Below are 16,265 nucleotides of genomic sequence, written 5' to 3' on the forward strand. Positions count from 1 at the left end.
CTGGGCTTTATACGTTAAGTGTTAAATAACGATTATGACTTCATTTTACGACGACGGAACATCGCTAAAGGAAGAAGAAGCGTAGTTAACCAGCCCATAGAGCCGCTGTCATCCTTAAGGTCAGGAGCAGAAAGAATATCTATTGAAACTTGTTCAGTAGTACTATCTGCTTCGCCATCATTTGCTGTGACAGTGAAGGTATAGACACCAGTTTTAGTAGAAACAAAGCTAATATCTTTGGCTGTACTATCGAAAGATACATCTACAGGTCCAGCTGTTTGAGTCCAAGCATATGTTAGCGAGTCACCATCAACATCAGCAGCACCAGAACTAACCGTTGCTTCCAGACCTACTAAGATCTTGCTGGCTGAAGGGGATACAGTCGGTGCATCGTTAACATTGGTTACATCAACCACTACTTCAGTTGGAGTGCTTACAGTACCTGCAGCGTCTGTAGCTGAGTAGGTAAACATATCCTTACCGAAGAAATCTTTATTAGGCGTGTAAGTTGCTTCGCCAGACTCTGTGATTGTCACTGTACCATTTGCTGGCTCATCAACAATTTTCACCATACCAAGATCACCTGTCGCGGCAATATTGATAATGCGTTGGGCAGAGGCTGTTATTCCATCACCAGTCACTTTAGAGCGAGCCACTTTTTGAGCTGGCATTGTATCATTCTCTAAAACGTTGAATGTAACAGCTGTTTCTTCAACTGTAGTTGAGCTGTCCATATACCCAAGATCGAAATCTTCCGCTGTTGCTTTATAGTCAATTTTGACTTGTCCAGCAGCTGATGAAACAACTTGAAGGTAGTCATCGTTAGTTACCGCAGTTCCTTCGCCATTGTAGTAATAAGTAGAACCAATCGTGCCACCTATATTTTCTGCACCAATAGATACATTAGCAGGCATATTTGGAATATCTAGATAGTTAAATGAAACATCTTCAACATCACCAGTCTTAATCCAAACACTAAATGAATATGCCGTACCAGATGGGTCGGCATATAATTGGCCATCGTTCCATTCAACAACAATGAAGGTTCCTGATTCAAGTTCGATAATGTTTAAGCCTAATTGACCGCCACCAGTATCAGTTGCAGTTCCATCACTTAAATCAAAATCTGACCAGAAAGGAGCAAGAATGTTATTAGGGTTAGCACTATCAGGTAATTCTTTATTATTCCAAGTACCGCCTGTATTACCGCCACCAACTAAAACAATACCATTGTCTGAAATCGTAATCGTATCGTAAGTTGAACCATTATATTTGAATGATGGAAGACCTTCATAAGTGAATGATTTTTCATCACAGCCTTCGTCACATGTTGGAATAAATGCTAAATCTGCATCAAAAATACTTGGATAAGTACCAGTGAAGGCTTCGATAGACATTTCAGATTGCTCTAAACTTCCAACCCAAGTAATTACACCAGTTTCTTCGTTTACACTAAAACCATTTTGAGAAGCATTGGTTAAAGTAACTGATACATCATCTTCAGAGGTTAACATGGAACCTTCAGGTGCCATTGCTGTGAAGGTAACAGTATTCTCAAACATCGTGTTGTTGAGCACTGCTGAAATTTCCATATCATCTGAAGTCGTCAAATCTGCATCATCAGAAGTTACAGAAATCAATGAAGAGTCGCTAGACTCTTGCGCTAACACTGCGAGAGGTAAATGAGCATCTTGCATGCCTGATGCACTCGAAAGCATCACATTACCGAATATCCAATCACCATATTCTGCAAAAGTAGAATCGACTGTGACCATAAAGCTCGCAGAGCCGCCAGCTGGGATATCTAAAGTACTTGGAGAAACCATGATGCCTGCAGAATCAGAGCTTGCGGCTAATGACCATGAGGTGTCTTCTTCACTCTTATTGTAAACCGTGCGAGTGAAAGTACATGGACCAACACATGAATCAGCAGCAATTGAAGGCTTATCGAAAGTTAATACCGCTTTAGCTGCAGCATCTAAATCCATACGACCCGCACCCATTGCAAACGGTGAAGCTGCAGTAGTTGCATCATCATCTAGGATGCCATCAACAGTTGAAGTTGATGTTAGTGCGGTCTTAATATCATTTGCAGACCAATCAGGATGTAATTGACGCATCATTGCTGCAGCGCCAGCAACATGAGGGCTTGCCATACTGGTACCAGAGATCATATTGAAATCTAGTCCACCATCATCAGGCGAGTAAGCTGATAAGATATTAGTACCTGGAGCAGCAATATCCGGCTTTAAGATATTTTGGTTACCGTTTGGTCCACGTGAGCTAGAACTATTAATGGTATCAGCTAGTTCAGGTACCATTAAACGCTTAATTTCTGAACCAACAGTACCTTCGGTTGCTGTTTCGCCCATAGCATCGATAATATCTAATCCATCACCATTTGAAATCATCACCGATGGGAATGTAACGCCTGGCATAGACATGGTAATCGGTGCACCAGGATTACTGTTATATACTACAAGTGCACTTGCACCTGCATTCATCGCATTTTCAGCTTTCGACGAAAATGCACAAGCACCTCGAGATATTAATGCGATACTGTCTTTAAAGCTATCAACTGGGAAAGCATCACACCCTTCAAAATTAGCTTCATCGATATTTATTGCAGCAACAACAGGTGCTGTAACATCCATTTCGATAACCGTATCAGAACCAGGTATTGCGAGTAAGTCTTCACCACCAGCATTGAAACTGTTGGCAAAGTAGCGGCCTGTTGTGCTGTTGGCTACAGCAATACCAGACTCAATACATGCAGGGCAACCAATAGTGCTTGCGCCATTACCATCGTTACCCGCTGCAGAAACAACGACAACACCCGCCGCTTCAGCTGCTTCAAACATGGTTTTATATGGGCTACTGGCAGGATCCGCACCAGCGCCACCACCCCAAGAATTGTTGATAACATCAGCGCCATCATTAACAGCATGCTCTAACGCTTCCATTAACATGATGTTAGAGCCACTACCACCTGAACAGTCTGCTTTAGAATATAACGCCTTGTATGACATTAAGTATGCTGCTGGAGCTACACCTGATAATTCAACATCAATGTCATTAAATTGGGTAGAGACTAAGTTACCTACCGCTGTACCAGCAACGTGTGTACCGTGACCGCCGTAACCTAGTGGACTCATGTATTCATCAGGACAGACTTCAAAAGTCGGTTGAGACCAACGTGCTACAATCAGTTTGTTATTACAGAATGACTCATCTGTTGTTGAACAGTAATCATCAGTTGGCATGGCACCCATAGGTGCTTCAAAACCCTCATCGGCAAACATTGGGTTTTCTGGTCGAATACCACCATCGATAACTGCAACTCGAATGCCTTTACCTGCATTTGCCATTCCATTCACAGTTGTCCACATTGCTTCAGTATTAATAACTTGAAGCGATGCATCCATGCTGATGTCATACATAGTTTCAGGGTAAACAGATTTAACCCCAGGAATAGCCATTAACTGCTCAACAGTTAAATTTTGACCTGCGACTGTTACGCCATTGAAAAGAGTTTTGAATTGGCGCTCTACTTTACTGTTGGCAGAGATTTTATTGAGTGCATTTGAAAATGCTTTCTGTTCATTAGCAAGATGTGATGCGTAATTTTGAACAGCAGCAGATTGTATATCTAATTTGGCTTCCTTTGCAGTTACTGCTGTTGCAGCAAGATTTTGAGTACCGCCTTGGTATGATGCTACCGCAGGAGAAGATAGTTCAACGATAAATCGTTTTGGTGCAGTTACATTGATAGGGCTGACAGCTGGTTTGCTGTATTGATTACTAGACAATATTTCTAATTCATATTTATTGCCTGTCATTTCGGTGTTTGCAAAGCTAGCACTTGATAATAGTGCTGCTGATATAGCTATAGATAATTTAGTCTTCACAACTTCTTCCTTGGTTAAAGCATTGACCACGTCCAAGCATGTGTAGGGTAGAGACTAGGTCGGTGGTAATGCTGTTTTATAATTTTGTTTATAATGCGTATGGCGCATTCTTCGATGCACTCTACGACTTTTTAACACAAAACTTTAACAAAGGTAACCAAAGGTGTTACAAATTTGCAAAATTATTATGAATTTTAACTATCTCTTAAGTGGTATATCATTATAAAGTAAGTTATAAGCCATTATTTTTTGGACTAAGGCTTAACACCACGAACAATAGGGTTTTGTAGGCTGATTAACGTTTCTGTTGATTGAATTTCATCAATTGACTGGATGCGATTGATTAAAACATGCTGTAATCCATCGATAGACTGGCACATTACCTTTACAAAAACACTGTAATTACCAGTGGTATAATATGCCTCGACAACTTCCTCAAGGGCATTTAACTTTGATATGGCAGCAGGATAATCACCTGCACTTTTTAAATTGATACCAATAAAACAGCAAACGTCATAGCCTAAAGCTTTAGGATCTACTGTTATCCTTGCTCCAGTAATAATGCCTGCTTGTTTCATTTTTTCTACTCGGACATGAATCGTCCCTGCACTGACGGCAAACCGTTTCGCCAGTTCAGCAAAAGGGGTGCGGGCTTCTTCCATCAATGCTTCAAGAATTTGATTATCGAGCTGATCTCTTTGAAATGGGGTTTCCATATTAAAATGCCTAATTTAGTTACAATTAATTATTAATTTAAGGCTAAATATACATAAATGCCATCAAAAACTTCTCATGAAGTCATTTTGATGAATACCCCTTCTATGATTAAGTGGCTTCCGAGGAGGTGAGTTTGAATATGACTATCGACAACTATCTAGAGATAAGTCATTAAAATAACGATGCAGAGTATGTAGTAAAGACAAGTAAGCTGGAAAACTAAGTATGAGAACTCAGTAAGAGACCTAAGTAAAAGAAACAAGCGAGTCAAATAAGGGGAACCATATTAATAGCAATAGCAATAGCAATAGCAATAGTCATAGGGCTGACAGTGCAACAATCTATGATTGAGTACTCGATCATATCTCGGTTTTATCGCTAATTAAGCCCTAATTATTGATCATTAATAGGTTCTATAAATGGCACTTCGGCTTTAAAGGTTAACGCTTGCTGATGATACGGATGATTAAACGAAAGTTCTGCAGCATGCAGTAATAATCGTGTTGATAATCTTTTGGCGAGTGGATCAGCGTAAAAACCATCACCTAAAATGACATGGCCTATTGCCATCATATGAATTCTTAGTTGATGAGAGCGACCTGTAATGGGCGTGAGTTTAACTAAGGTAGATTGTTTGGCGTAACTGATGACTTCTACATAGGTTAATGAGGGCTTACCTAACTTATGGTCCACTTTTTGTTTTGGGCGATTTGGCCAGTCGCAAATCAGCGGGTAATCCACTTGCTTAATCGCAGGATTCACATGGCCCGCAACTCTTGCGTAATAGGTTTTGGCCGTTTCTCTATCTCGAAACTGACGTTTTAACTCACGCTCTGCATTACGGCGCAGTGCAACGACAATAACCCCAGATGTGGCCATATCTAAGCGATGTACAATTTGTGCATTGGGGTGCTTCTCAAGCACACGGCTATATATGCTGTCATGGTATTGAGCTTCTCTTCCAGGAATAGATAGCAATCCTGAAGGCTTATTCAGTACGATAATGTCTTTATCTTCGTGAATGATATCAAGCCAAGGATCGGTTGGAGGAAGGTAAATGAAATCTGCCATGGTAAGCCTTTAACGTAAATGCGCGGCAAAGATACCTTTGCCGCCATATTTGTGCAAGTTGTTCTCGCTACCTTTGTGGCTAAATGACAATTTCAGCCTTTATTTAAATCAAATCGTTAAATTTTGTATTAAGAAAAAGCGTTGCCATTAACGTGCATAATGGTAAAAGTCCAAACAACAAAAGCGAGAGGAACATGAACCAAGGCATAAAAGCTTTGATCTAATCGAGACATACCTTGAGCATTCCAGATTAAATACACATGCGCGATGAGTACTAAAGGAAATAATGACAGTAGCGGATAGAGGGCAAACGGGCTAGCATCAGCAAAAATACTGTGACTAAACAGTGCCCAAAAAACCATAAAACTGGTGGTTAGCGGCGGTGCAGCTAACCGATATTGTTCTGGATAAGGAAACATCCTATAACCTTAATAGCAACAAAAGATACTACTAGATTAACCTTTAATTTCCTTTTTGCCATGTATTACTTTTCGATGGACCACAGAATAATGTCTAAGCCCAGCAGGTCCATGAGATACCACCACTGATAACAGCACAATAAAGATAGTGATCTCAGGCTTCCAATTTGCCATTGGGATAAATAGCAACAAGAGTAAAATTTTACAGATGGTTAATACGCCTTTTAATTGAATTAACCAGCGCCAATCGCGAATAACTTCCCATGCAAACAGGGCAACACCACTGGCCATTGCTATGATCCAATAGTTAAGCCACTCACTTTGCTCTATACCCAGTAGCAGACCGCCACCGGCACCGACGACACCAACAATATGCAAGGCGCGTAAACTGGTTTTTCCGAGGCGTTGGATCCAAAATTGAAATTCTGATACTTCTTGTTGCTGCTTTTTAGACATAGAAAATACGTAATTGGTCAGTTATTGACGTATCAGCTTAACAAATTCATTTCGAATGAATAGCGATCTATAGCAAACTCTAAATTATTGCTATGCTGATGTGATAAAAATGCGCAACCTTGATATCCGATTTACTTATTTGATTTCAAGTATAAGCCGTTGTAACGCTTTCTATTAAGGACAATGACATGAAAATTGGCTTCTTCAGTGCCAAAAATTACGATATTCAGCACTTTGATGCAATCAACCAAGATTTTGGTGCAACCATTGAATATTTCGATTATCGACTTTGCATGCAAAACGTTAAATTGGCTGATGGTTTTGAAGTGGTGTGCGCATTTGTTAACGACTCATTGTGCGAAGAAGTGTTAGTAGAGCTGGCTAAAGGTGGCACAAAAATTATCGCAATGCGCTGCGCCGGATTTAATAATGTGGATTTAGATGCAGCGCATCGATTAGGAATCACTGTCGTCAATGTACCAGCTTATTCTCCCGAGTCGGTTGCAGAGCATACTATTGCGATTATGCTGACATTGAACCGGAAAATACATAAAGCATACCAACGCACTCGTGACGCCAACTTTGCCCTATCGGGTTTGGTGGGTTTTAACATGCATGGTAAAACCGTCGGTGTTATTGGCACTGGGAAAATAGGCATTGCTACGATTAAGATTTTGCTTGGTTTTGGCTGTAAGGTGATTGCTTACGATCCATATCCTAATCAGCAAGTGATTGATTTAGGAGTTAACTATACCAGTCTCGATGAATTGTACCCTCAATGTGACATCATCAGTTTGCACTGCCCATTGACTGAAGATAATCATCATATGCTGTGTACTCAAAGTTTTCATAAAATGAAAACAGGGGTCATGGTGGTTAATACTTCACGTGGTGGATTGTTAAATGCAATCGATGCCATGGAAGCGCTAAAAGAGGGGCAACTTGGTGCATTAGGTTTGGATGTTTATGAAAATGAAAAAGAACTCTTTTTTCAAGATAAGTCCAACGAAATAATTCAAGATGATGTTTTTAGACGGCTGTCAGCCTGTCACAATGTTATCTTCACTGGTCATCAAGCGTTTTTAACTGATGAGGCGCTTAATGCAATTGCCTCGACAACCTTAAAAAATGTCACCGACTTACTCTCAGGGCAGCATTCTGCTAACGAATTAAATTAGATCGTAAGTAAACATGGTGAGACTCATTATGTTAGGTAATGCTCAACGTTTACACATGTTAATAAAACCAGCACTCAGACTGACTAAAAAGAGGGAATATGATAATCACCAAGGAAGTTCATGATATTGACACGCCAACAGGCGTGATGCGCACCTACGTTTATCGCCCAGATGTCGCAGGACAGTTCTCGACAATTATTTTTTACTCTGAAATTTTTCAGCAAACAGCACCTATAGCTCGCAGTGCAGCAATACTTGCTGGGCACGGATTTGTCGTGCTAGTTCCTGAGGTTTTTCACGAGTTAAACCCGATTGGTACCGTGCTTGATTATGATGATATTGGTAAAGATAAAGGCAATGCGGATAAATTTGCAAAGCCCTTAGAACATCATGATAGTGATACGCAAGCAATGGTGGATTTTGCTCGTAGCCAAGCCTATTGCACCAGTAAAGTCGCTGCTATGGGAGTGTGTATTGGAGGGCATTTAGCATATAGAGCAGCGCTGAATGCGGATATCAGTGGCGCTTTTTGCTTGTATCCTACAGACATACATTCCAATACCTTACCGTGTGAAGCATTGAATGATTCACTTACCCGCACGGGGGATATTGCTGGTGAAATGACCTTGGTGTTTGGCAAGCAAGATCCTCACGTGTCTAGTGAAGGGCGCAAAGTGATTTACCAAAAGCTTGAGCAAGAAGGCGTGAGTTTTAGCTGGCAAGAAGTCAATGCTCAGCATGCGTTTATGCGTGATGAAGGTGAACGTTATGATGCGGCACTGGCATTGCAAATGTATTTACAAGCTGTGGCATTTTTTCAGCGCTTATTAAATTAACCCGATACACAGATGCGATAGCACTCGTGAAGATAGCTTAATTAATGAATGCGCTATGGGAGCTCCCCATGTGGCGCATTTTTTATTAGGCCAATGTGTAAAGCTAATCAGGCGTGATATCTTCATCGACATATTGAGAGGCGTTTTTCTCTGTAGATGAGTTTGATTCCTTCACTGTTTTAGGTATTTTTATGACTGCCTTTTGTAGCATAAGGTTATTCGGGTAAGTCATCATATCGCCTTGATCGCGTTTAATTATCACATGAAATAAACTGATTTCGACAATCACCCCTGTCATATCTTCATCTTTATCCACGATTTTTATCTTATCGCCAATTCGATACGGAAATGCAAAGAAAATCAGTACCCCTGCAGTAATGTTGCTTAACATTGACCATTGGGCAAATAACGCAACCCCCAAAACGGCAAAGGCAGATGAAACAAATAACGAGACTTCTTGGTACCCCAATCCTAATGACACAGCCATAATGGATGCAGTAATAAAAAAGAGTAGGTAAGTTAATAGTCTTGTCACTAAACGGCTGCGTACTTCATTGACCTGTTTTTTCTTGGCTTGTTGGCTGATAAATTGCTTCAGCTGTTGCTGTATAAAGATAAATACAGCAATGCAAATAGCGCAAATTAGGATTTGAATTGTCATAGTGGCTCACTTTAATGCGTCAAGTTCCGACTTATTTAAGCTAAGTTTGAAGTCAAGATGATGTGAGTTTGAATTTATCCTGTAAACTGTCTTTCTTGCAACCAAATTCGTCAGGTTGAAATTAGCTGACGGTATACCAGAGTCAGTTCCATGTCAGATTATCAGCAGTTACATCATATTAGTGATGAGATCGGTCCTATCTATGTCTTAGAAGACAATGAATGTCGAATTTTGTCCTTTGGTGACAATGACGAGCAAAGTAAAATCCTTAAAGCCCAGCCCCATATTCCTCAGCATACCTATATTCAAGCGATGTTAGCAGTATTGCTTTTTAGTCAACCTAAAAGTGCAATCATATTAGGTTTAGGTGGCGGTGGGTTAATTCATGCTTTGCGTCGTTATGATGCAGCCATAAAATTGACCGCTGTTGAACTGCGTTCACCTGTTATTGATATTGCTAAACGATTTTTCCAGTTGCCAATTGGCAAAAAGTTGAATTTGGTTCATCAAGATGGCACCGCATTTCTTGCTGAAGGTAATCATAAACGCGTAGATATTATTTTCGCGGATATGTACATAGAGCAAGGCGTCGATGAAAAACAACTTACAGTGGAGTTTATTGCCCATTGTCATCAAAGCTTAAAAACTGACGGTTTTTTGGTACTCAATTGCTGGAAAGAGCATAGCAAAAGTGAACTATTAAAGCAGACATTGTCTATGCACTTTGCAAATGTTTATGCAACATTAACCGGTGGTGGTAATTGGGTTGTGTATGCTAGTAAGCAGCCACACTCTTTTGGTAGTGCAGTCAATAAGCAACATGTGCAGCAATTATCCAAACAGCTTGATTATCCAGTTGGACGGGCGCTAACACGTTTTATCCAATGGGAATAAGCAAGTTTAATATCAGTGATTCGGAAAATCCGATAACCCAAGTCTTTTATCTGTCTTTGTTCTAAAAAACCGATTAGGGTGATAGTTTTTACCCGTTATATTTAATTTTAAAGACTCGCTATTATCTATTCCATCAAACAGATACAGCGACACACTTAATTAAATTATCGGAGTAACACAATGACTCAATCAATTATCAATTCTACAATCAAGCCATTTTCAGCTACTGCATTTCACAATGGCGAATTTGTACCAGTGACTGAGCAAGACCTACTAGGTAAATGGTCAGTAGTATTCTTTTACCCTGCTGATTTTACTTTCGTATGTCCTACTGAATTAGGCGACATGGCAGACCATTACGCTAAGCTACAAGAAATGGGCGTTGAAGTTTACTCAGTATCTACTGACACTCACTTCACTCACAAAGCATGGCACGCAAGCTCAGACACTATCGGCAAAATCAACTACCCAATGATTGGTGACCCAACTGGTGCAATCACGCGTAATTTCGGTGTGATGATTGAAGAAGACGGTTTAGCACTTCGCGGTACATTCGTAATGAACCCAGAAGGCGAAATCAAAGTTGCTGAAGTACATGACCTAGGTATTGGTCGTAGCGCATCAGAGCTAGTACGTAAAATTCAAGCTGCTCAGTACGTAGCAACACACGACGGCGAAGTTTGTCCAGCAGCATGGCAGCCAGGTGAAGAAACACTTGCTCCATCAATTGACTTAGTCGGTAAAATCTAAGCTTACAGACTTAATACGTCATAATGGCTTACTCATCTCATCATCTGAGTAAGCCATATTGCTAACAAAGGTTAGCAAGCCTGTTTCAAATCATCTCCGGTCAATCTTAGGCATCCCGATTTCTGTGTGATTCATCACCATGCAGAGATACTAAGATTGACAATTTTTTTGCTCAATCTCATTTTATTTTCCAGGAGCACACGTATGTTAGATACGAATATTAAAAATCAACTGAATACCTACCTGCAAAACCTCAAGCGCCCAGTTGAACTTGTCGTGTCAGCAGATGCAAGCTCTAAGTCTCAAGAGTTGTTATCACTTGCTCAAGATATTGAAGGTTTATCATCTTTAGTGAGTTTACAGCAGCAAACGTCGGATAGAACGCCGTCAATGAGCATTAAAAATCCACAAAATGGATCAAATATTACCTTTGCTGGTTTACCAATGGGGCATGAATTTACCTCTTTAGTGCTTGCGTTACTGCACTCTGGTGGTCATCCGATCAAATTAGATGCCGATGTGATCGAACAGATCCAAAATTTACCTGGTGAATTCCATTTCGAAACCTATGTGTCGTTGAGCTGTCAGACTTGTCCTGAAGTGGTGCAAGCGTTGAATATGATGGCTGCGATCAACCCAAATATTACTAATGTGATGATTGATGGCGCATTATTTCAAGATGAAATTAATGACCGCAATATCATGTCGGTGCCTACAGTGTATATGAATGGAGAGCCGTTCTCTGTTGGCGCGATTTCTGTTGTAGAAATCTTAAACAAGTTAGATGTAAATGCAGCAGCAAGAAAAGCTGAACAGCTAAATAACAAAGAAACGTTTGATGTTTTAGTTGTTGGTGGTGGCCCTGCTGGCGCGTCAGCTGCGATATATGCAGCGCGCAAAGGACTTCGCACTGGCGTAGTTGCCGATAAGTTTGGTGGCCAAGTGGCTGAAACTGTTGGCATTGAAAACTTTATTTCAGTGTCTAAAACAGAAGGCCCTAAGCTAGTGGCTAACCTTGAAGCACACGTTAAAGATTATGATGTCGATATCATGGATAATCAACGTGCTTTGTCATTAAAGTCGGGTAAACAATTTGAACTAGAACTTGAAAGTGGCGCTAAGCTAACAAGTAAAACCATTTTATTAGCAACGGGTGCACGCTGGCGTGAAATGAATGTACCTGGTGAGCAAGAGTATCGTGGTAGTGGTGTAGCTTATTGTCCACATTGTGATGGCCCATTATTTAAAGGTAAGCGTGTTGCAGTGATTGGCGGTGGTAACTCCGGCATTGAAGCCGCTATTGACTTAGCTGGCATCGTTGAACATGTCACCGTACTTGAATTTGACGCTAGTTTACGTGCTGATGAAGTCTTGCAGCGTAAAGCTAATTCAATGGGCAACATTGACATTATTACTCAAGCAATGACCACTGAAGTTTTGGGTGACGGTAAGCGTGTAACGGGTCTTACATATACTGACCGCAGCACTAACGAATCTCATAATGTTGAACTCGCGGGTATTTTTGTTCAAATTGGTTTAGTACCCAATACAGAGTGGCTAACCGATACCGTAGACTTAACTCCGCGTGGTGAGATTATTGTTGATGGTAAAGGTGAGACATCTATTCCCGGAGTGTTTGCAGCTGGCGATGTGACTAACTCAGCTTACAAGCAAATTATCATTGCGATGGGAAGTGGTGCAACAGCATCATTAGGGGCATTCGATTACTTGATTCGTCATAGTGATGAAGCAGATAACGCAACTGATGATACTGTTGAGAAAGCATTGAACTCTGATACCGTTGCTGCATAAGTCACCTCCACAAACAGGCGATAGCCTTTAGGTTACTTTAGAAAATATCGAAAAAGTAAAAACAGCTAACTTTGTTAGCTGTTTTTTTGTTTGGCGAGAAAATTTAGCGTTAACAGTGAAGTGTCTAAACCAAGTGGCAATACTATGTAAGCTATTGTTGTTTAAGTTCAAGTGCTGGTTAAATTAAAAGCAAAAAGCATGTCGCAACAGGAGTGAAAGTCGCTATAATCAATTGAGATGTCCTCATACATAAGTGAAAGATGCAAAAAACAACCCCGACATTTGAGCAACAGTTACACTTTGAAACCCAGCAATACATTGCCAAAGGGTGTCGTTGGTTAAGTGTACTGAGCTTTATTTTAGCGGTTGTGATTGCCATTACTCGATTGTTGAATATTCCAGAGCTAAATTTCACCTTCACACTGATTAGTATCCTGCCATTAGCATTGGTATCGCTTTACGGCACAATGCGTGATTTCTCTCTTCCTTCGTCGCAAAAGATAAATGACTACGGCCGCTTCTATCGTTATATATTGGCGTTACTTTTATGTTGGATCACAGTCTGTAACTGGTTGATATTATCAGCACCATTTGCTCAGGGAAAAGTAGAATCAATATTGCATTTAATGATGTTTGCTTTATCTATCGCATTTTTTCCTGTCCGTCGTTTATTGCTTTTCGCTGTACTCATCATGTCGACTTATATGGCATCGGTGAGAGTTTTCTTTTTTGCTGATGAGTTGTTTTTCCCAATAATGAAAATGTTGAGCTTTCTTGGGATTGTCATTTCAGGTCAGCAAGTCATTGAAAAATGGTTTAGGAAGTCGATTTTTAAAGATGTTGAAAATCAGCGCTTAGTGAATGAACTCAATCAATTAGCGTTAACAGACAGTTTGACCAAGCTGAGTAATCGACGTTATTTTGATGCGATGTTAATCAAAGAAATTCAGCATTGCGAGCGAAGTGGCTCGGCCATGTCAATCATTCTAATGGATATAGACTTCTTTAAAAAACTCAATGACAACTTAGGCCATAAGCGTGGTGACGAATGCTTGATTGAGCTGGCAAAGTTATTAAAACATCAGATTAAAAGGCCGAGAGATGTTTGTGCTCGTTATGGTGGAGAAGAGTTTATTGTGTTGCTTCCAGAAACCGATATAGCAGGCGCAGTTGAAGTCGCTAATAATATTAAGTTACGCCTTAACCAATTAGCATTTCAGCACCCAGACTCTTTGGTGAGCGAGTATGTCACTGTCTCTCAAGGGGCTGCGCAATGGCAACCCGGGATCAATGCAGAACAATTAATCAAGCAAGCTGATGATAAGCTGTACGAAGTTAAAGCGACGACTCGAAATAATATTGCTTATTAACTTTAGCATTTTGCCGAGTGGCCGATAAACAAATTGTAACGTATTTGTCGTTAATAGCAGTATAAAAGGATTTTAACGCGTTTTAGCAAGGTAAGCTGCGATAAATAATATGGTCACTTTAAAGTGACAGCGCAGTTTATTTATACGTGTTTTATTAAGGCAAATATCCTTTTACGAGTGCTTTGGGGGCAACAAATGAATTGGTTTAGCAACATGTCAATCTTCAAGAAAGTCGGCTTGATTTTCGTACTTTCTGTCATCATCTTTGCCGTCAATTTAACGATCAGTATTATTTCGATTAATAAGAACAACGATGCTATGACGTTCATGCAAGACAAAGTCTCGCAGCGTGTTGAGCTTGCCAATCAAAATGTTATTTATGTTCAAAGGCTTGATGAACTTTATACTCAAGCGGTGTCATTTTCTGATGAAGACTTGATTGATAACGCCAATAAAACATACCAATCTCTGCAAAAAAACATTAATAGCCTTATTAGTCTCGACAGTGAACAGTCGAGTAATTTGTCATTACTTAATAAAGAACTAAATCAATATAATGAGGTGACCTTTGACCTTGCTAAAGGCATGGTTGATAACACAATTGACATGAGCAAAGTCGGCCAGATTATTGCTACTAAAACCCAAGTTTATGACAAATTAATGGTAGGTATTCAGCAATATAAAGCGGACAAAGTTACCGAGTTTAATTATACGATTCAAGAGTCGGTTAGCCATTCAGAAACCGGTTTAATGCTGACGTTATCTATTGGTTTGTCTTTACTATTATTAATGGCTATTGCAACTATCTCTATTGCCAAATCGTTAAGTAGCTCTGCGGGTAATTTAGCTAACTCGCTTGGCGAATTAGCCGATGGTAAAGGTGATTTACGTCATCAACTTGATGTCACAGGGCGCGATGAACTAGGCCAAGTCTCGACCAACTTTAACCGTTTTTTACGTTTACTTGCCGATGCGATTCAGCAAGTGGTAAGCGTTACAGCGCCATTACTACAAAGCGCAGAGTCTTTAAAAGAGCGAATGGGCATTGCGACTCAAGCAACAGAAAAGCAAAGTCTAGATGCCAAAACAGTGCAGCATTCAATGGAAGAAATGGGTTTGTCTGTTAATGAAATTTCTCAAAGCGCCCAACAGGCAGCAGAAGCGGCTGATAGTGCAGAGCGTGAAGCCACAAACGGCCTAGCTGTGGTGGCAAGTACGATTAATATTTCTCAAGAGCTTAATGCAGAAATTGAAATCGCTTCAGAGTCGATTAATGAATTAGCCAAAGACACTGAAAGTGTAAATTCAATTCTCAATGTCATTACCTCCATTGCAGAACAAACAAACTTATTGGCGCTTAATGCCGCGATTGAAGCTGCACGAGCGGGTGAGCAAGGCCGAGGTTTTGCGGTTGTAGCGGATGAAGTTCGGGCTTTAGCCTCTAAAACTGCAGATGCCACTAAAGAAATTCGTGAAGTTCTGTCTCGCTTAAAAGGCGCCGCAGAGTCATCAGTTACAACGATGGATGTTGCTATTGGTAAAGCGTCTGATAATGAAAAACATGCCCGTGAAACTGGTGATGTTTTAAAGTCTATTCAAGAACAGATTGTGAATATCAATACCATGAATACACACATAGCAGCGGCAACAGAGCAGCAATCTGCAGTAGCAGCGCAAGTCAGCCATAACGTTGTTGAAATGAATGCTTCATTTGTACAAACATTAGAGATTTTAGCCGAAGTACAAGATGTGTCTGATGGGTTGTTAGATTTCTCTGACGAGCTGAATAATGCCACCTCTCAGTTTAAGCTTTAATGTGGTTTCTAAGTTTATGTCTGAGGTATGTGACTTAGCCTTATGCCTTAAGGGTGTTTCTTAGCCTTTTTCACTGGATATGTTCAAACTTTAACTTAACATTGGCACATTAAATTAATGAAAAACCACCTCTTAGGTGGTTTTTTTGTGGCTGTAGTTAGCGGTTTTTCGGTTGCTGCTTTTACTTGGTAGTGAGTTAACACCTTAAAACGCCAAAACCTGCTCACAATTGTATGCTGATTAAGCAAAATATACTTCAACTGCTGCTTTGTTAAGCGCTGTTTTGAGTTATGTTAGCGTATCATTTAGGCCAATTTAATCAGCGAAATTGCTTCACGCATCGCTTTGATTTAACTTATTAGCATAAGAAAATTGCTC

General features: G+C 40.3%; 13 protein-coding genes. 7 read left to right on the forward strand and 6 right to left on the reverse strand.

Annotated elements, in window-relative coordinates; translation table 11 throughout:
- Nucleotides 1–32: 32 nt before the first annotated feature.
- The 5 genes from ACGEDC_RS11930 to ACGEDC_RS11950 all read right to left on the reverse strand — a co-directional run bounded on the left by ACGEDC_RS11930 (nt 33) and on the right by ACGEDC_RS11950 (nt 6,571).
- Nucleotides 33–3,908, reverse strand: a complete 3,876-nt coding sequence (locus ACGEDC_RS11930) for a S8 family serine peptidase (protein WP_394493425.1) — start codon at nt 3,906–3,908, stop codon at nt 33–35.
- A 254-nt stretch (nt 3,909–4,162) separates the two neighbouring features.
- Nucleotides 4,163–4,624: a transcriptional regulator AsnC gene (asnC, locus tag ACGEDC_RS11935; protein ID WP_055022683.1), complete on the reverse strand. Its 462-nt coding sequence runs from the start codon at nt 4,622–4,624 to the stop codon at nt 4,163–4,165.
- A 394-nt stretch (nt 4,625–5,018) separates the two neighbouring features.
- Nucleotides 5,019–5,696 (reverse strand): bifunctional tRNA pseudouridine(32) synthase/23S rRNA pseudouridine(746) synthase RluA, encoded by a 678-nt coding sequence (rluA, locus tag ACGEDC_RS11940; RefSeq protein WP_055022682.1) that lies wholly within the window; start codon nt 5,694–5,696, stop codon nt 5,019–5,021.
- A gap of 128 nt (nt 5,697–5,824) precedes the next feature.
- On the reverse strand, nt 5,825–6,115 hold the full coding sequence (locus tag ACGEDC_RS11945) for a hypothetical protein (RefSeq protein WP_055022681.1): 291 nt from the start codon (nt 6,113–6,115) through the stop codon (nt 5,825–5,827).
- A 36-nt stretch (nt 6,116–6,151) separates the two neighbouring features.
- Complete coding sequence (locus tag ACGEDC_RS11950; RefSeq protein ID WP_055022680.1) at nt 6,152–6,571, reverse strand: hypothetical protein; 420 nt, start codon at nt 6,569–6,571, stop codon at nt 6,152–6,154.
- Between the two features lie 188 nt (nt 6,572–6,759).
- Here ACGEDC_RS11950 and ACGEDC_RS11955 point away from each other — a divergent pair, with 188 nt between their 5' ends.
- Nucleotides 6,760–7,749, forward strand: a complete 990-nt coding sequence (locus ACGEDC_RS11955; protein ID WP_055022679.1) for a 2-hydroxyacid dehydrogenase — start codon at nt 6,760–6,762, stop codon at nt 7,747–7,749.
- A 98-nt stretch (nt 7,750–7,847) separates the two neighbouring features.
- Nucleotides 7,848–8,585, forward strand: a complete 738-nt coding sequence (locus ACGEDC_RS11960; protein WP_394493429.1) for a dienelactone hydrolase family protein — start codon at nt 7,848–7,850, stop codon at nt 8,583–8,585.
- Between the two features lie 103 nt (nt 8,586–8,688).
- On the opposite strand, the gene ACGEDC_RS11965 is transcribed toward ACGEDC_RS11960, so the two are convergent.
- A complete protein-coding gene (locus ACGEDC_RS11965) occupies nt 8,689–9,246 on the reverse strand; it encodes a mechanosensitive ion channel domain-containing protein (protein ID WP_080914888.1) in 558 nt (185 codons plus the stop codon).
- A 150-nt stretch (nt 9,247–9,396) separates the two neighbouring features.
- Here ACGEDC_RS11965 and ACGEDC_RS11970 point away from each other — a divergent pair, with 150 nt between their 5' ends.
- The 5 genes from ACGEDC_RS11970 to ACGEDC_RS11990 all read left to right on the forward strand — a co-directional run bounded on the left by ACGEDC_RS11970 (nt 9,397) and on the right by ACGEDC_RS11990 (nt 15,887).
- On the forward strand, nt 9,397–10,140 hold the full coding sequence (locus ACGEDC_RS11970) for a spermidine synthase (RefSeq protein ID WP_394493432.1): 744 nt from the start codon (nt 9,397–9,399) through the stop codon (nt 10,138–10,140).
- A gap of 180 nt (nt 10,141–10,320) precedes the next feature.
- Nucleotides 10,321–10,890, forward strand: coding sequence for an alkyl hydroperoxide reductase subunit C (ahpC, locus tag ACGEDC_RS11975; protein ID WP_055022675.1), 570 nt, complete (start codon nt 10,321–10,323; stop codon nt 10,888–10,890).
- Nucleotides 10,891–11,094: 204 nt separating this feature from the next.
- Entirely contained in the window at nt 11,095–12,702 is a 1,608-nt protein-coding gene (gene ahpF, locus ACGEDC_RS11980) for an alkyl hydroperoxide reductase subunit F (protein WP_394493435.1), read from the forward strand.
- A gap of 260 nt (nt 12,703–12,962) precedes the next feature.
- Complete coding sequence (locus tag ACGEDC_RS11985) at nt 12,963–14,072, forward strand: GGDEF domain-containing protein (protein ID WP_394493437.1); 1,110 nt, start codon at nt 12,963–12,965, stop codon at nt 14,070–14,072.
- A 195-nt stretch (nt 14,073–14,267) separates the two neighbouring features.
- Complete coding sequence (locus ACGEDC_RS11990; RefSeq protein ID WP_065109794.1) at nt 14,268–15,887, forward strand: methyl-accepting chemotaxis protein; 1,620 nt, start codon at nt 14,268–14,270, stop codon at nt 15,885–15,887.
- The last annotated feature ends 378 nt before the right edge of the window (nt 15,888–16,265 follow it).

It is taken from the genome of Shewanella sp. ENK2 (assembly GCF_043568515.1).
In the GTDB taxonomy this organism is placed as follows: domain Bacteria; phylum Pseudomonadota; class Gammaproteobacteria; order Enterobacterales; family Shewanellaceae; genus Shewanella; species Shewanella japonica.

What these genes read in the sequence shown, in the direction of transcription:
- ACGEDC_RS11955 (WP_055022679.1), top strand. Translation starts at nt 6,760, where the DNA reads ATGAAAATTGGCTTCTTCAGTGCCAAAAATTACGATATTCAGCACTTT.
- ACGEDC_RS11990 (WP_065109794.1), top strand. Translation starts at nt 14,268, where the DNA reads ATGAATTGGTTTAGCAACATGTCAATCTTCAAGAAAGTCGGCTTGATT.
- ACGEDC_RS11985 (WP_394493437.1), top strand. Translation starts at nt 12,963, where the DNA reads ATGCAAAAAACAACCCCGACATTTGAGCAACAGTTACACTTTGAAACC.
- ACGEDC_RS11970 (WP_394493432.1), top strand. Translation starts at nt 9,397, where the DNA reads ATGTCAGATTATCAGCAGTTACATCATATTAGTGATGAGATCGGTCCT.
- ACGEDC_RS11965 (WP_080914888.1), bottom strand. Translation starts at nt 9,246, where the DNA reads ATGACAATTCAAATCCTAATTTGCGCTATTTGCATTGCTGTATTTATC.
- asnC (WP_055022683.1), bottom strand. Translation starts at nt 4,624, where the DNA reads ATGGAAACCCCATTTCAAAGAGATCAGCTCGATAATCAAATTCTTGAA.
- ACGEDC_RS11945 (WP_055022681.1), bottom strand. Translation starts at nt 6,115, where the DNA reads ATGTTTCCTTATCCAGAACAATATCGGTTAGCTGCACCGCCGCTAACC.
- ACGEDC_RS11950 (WP_055022680.1), bottom strand. Translation starts at nt 6,571, where the DNA reads ATGTCTAAAAAGCAGCAACAAGAAGTATCAGAATTTCAATTTTGGATC.
- ACGEDC_RS11960 (WP_394493429.1), top strand. Translation starts at nt 7,848, where the DNA reads ATGATAATCACCAAGGAAGTTCATGATATTGACACGCCAACAGGCGTG.
- ahpF (WP_394493435.1), top strand. Translation starts at nt 11,095, where the DNA reads ATGTTAGATACGAATATTAAAAATCAACTGAATACCTACCTGCAAAAC.
- rluA (WP_055022682.1), bottom strand. Translation starts at nt 5,696, where the DNA reads ATGGCAGATTTCATTTACCTTCCTCCAACCGATCCTTGGCTTGATATC.
- ahpC (WP_055022675.1), top strand. Translation starts at nt 10,321, where the DNA reads ATGACTCAATCAATTATCAATTCTACAATCAAGCCATTTTCAGCTACT.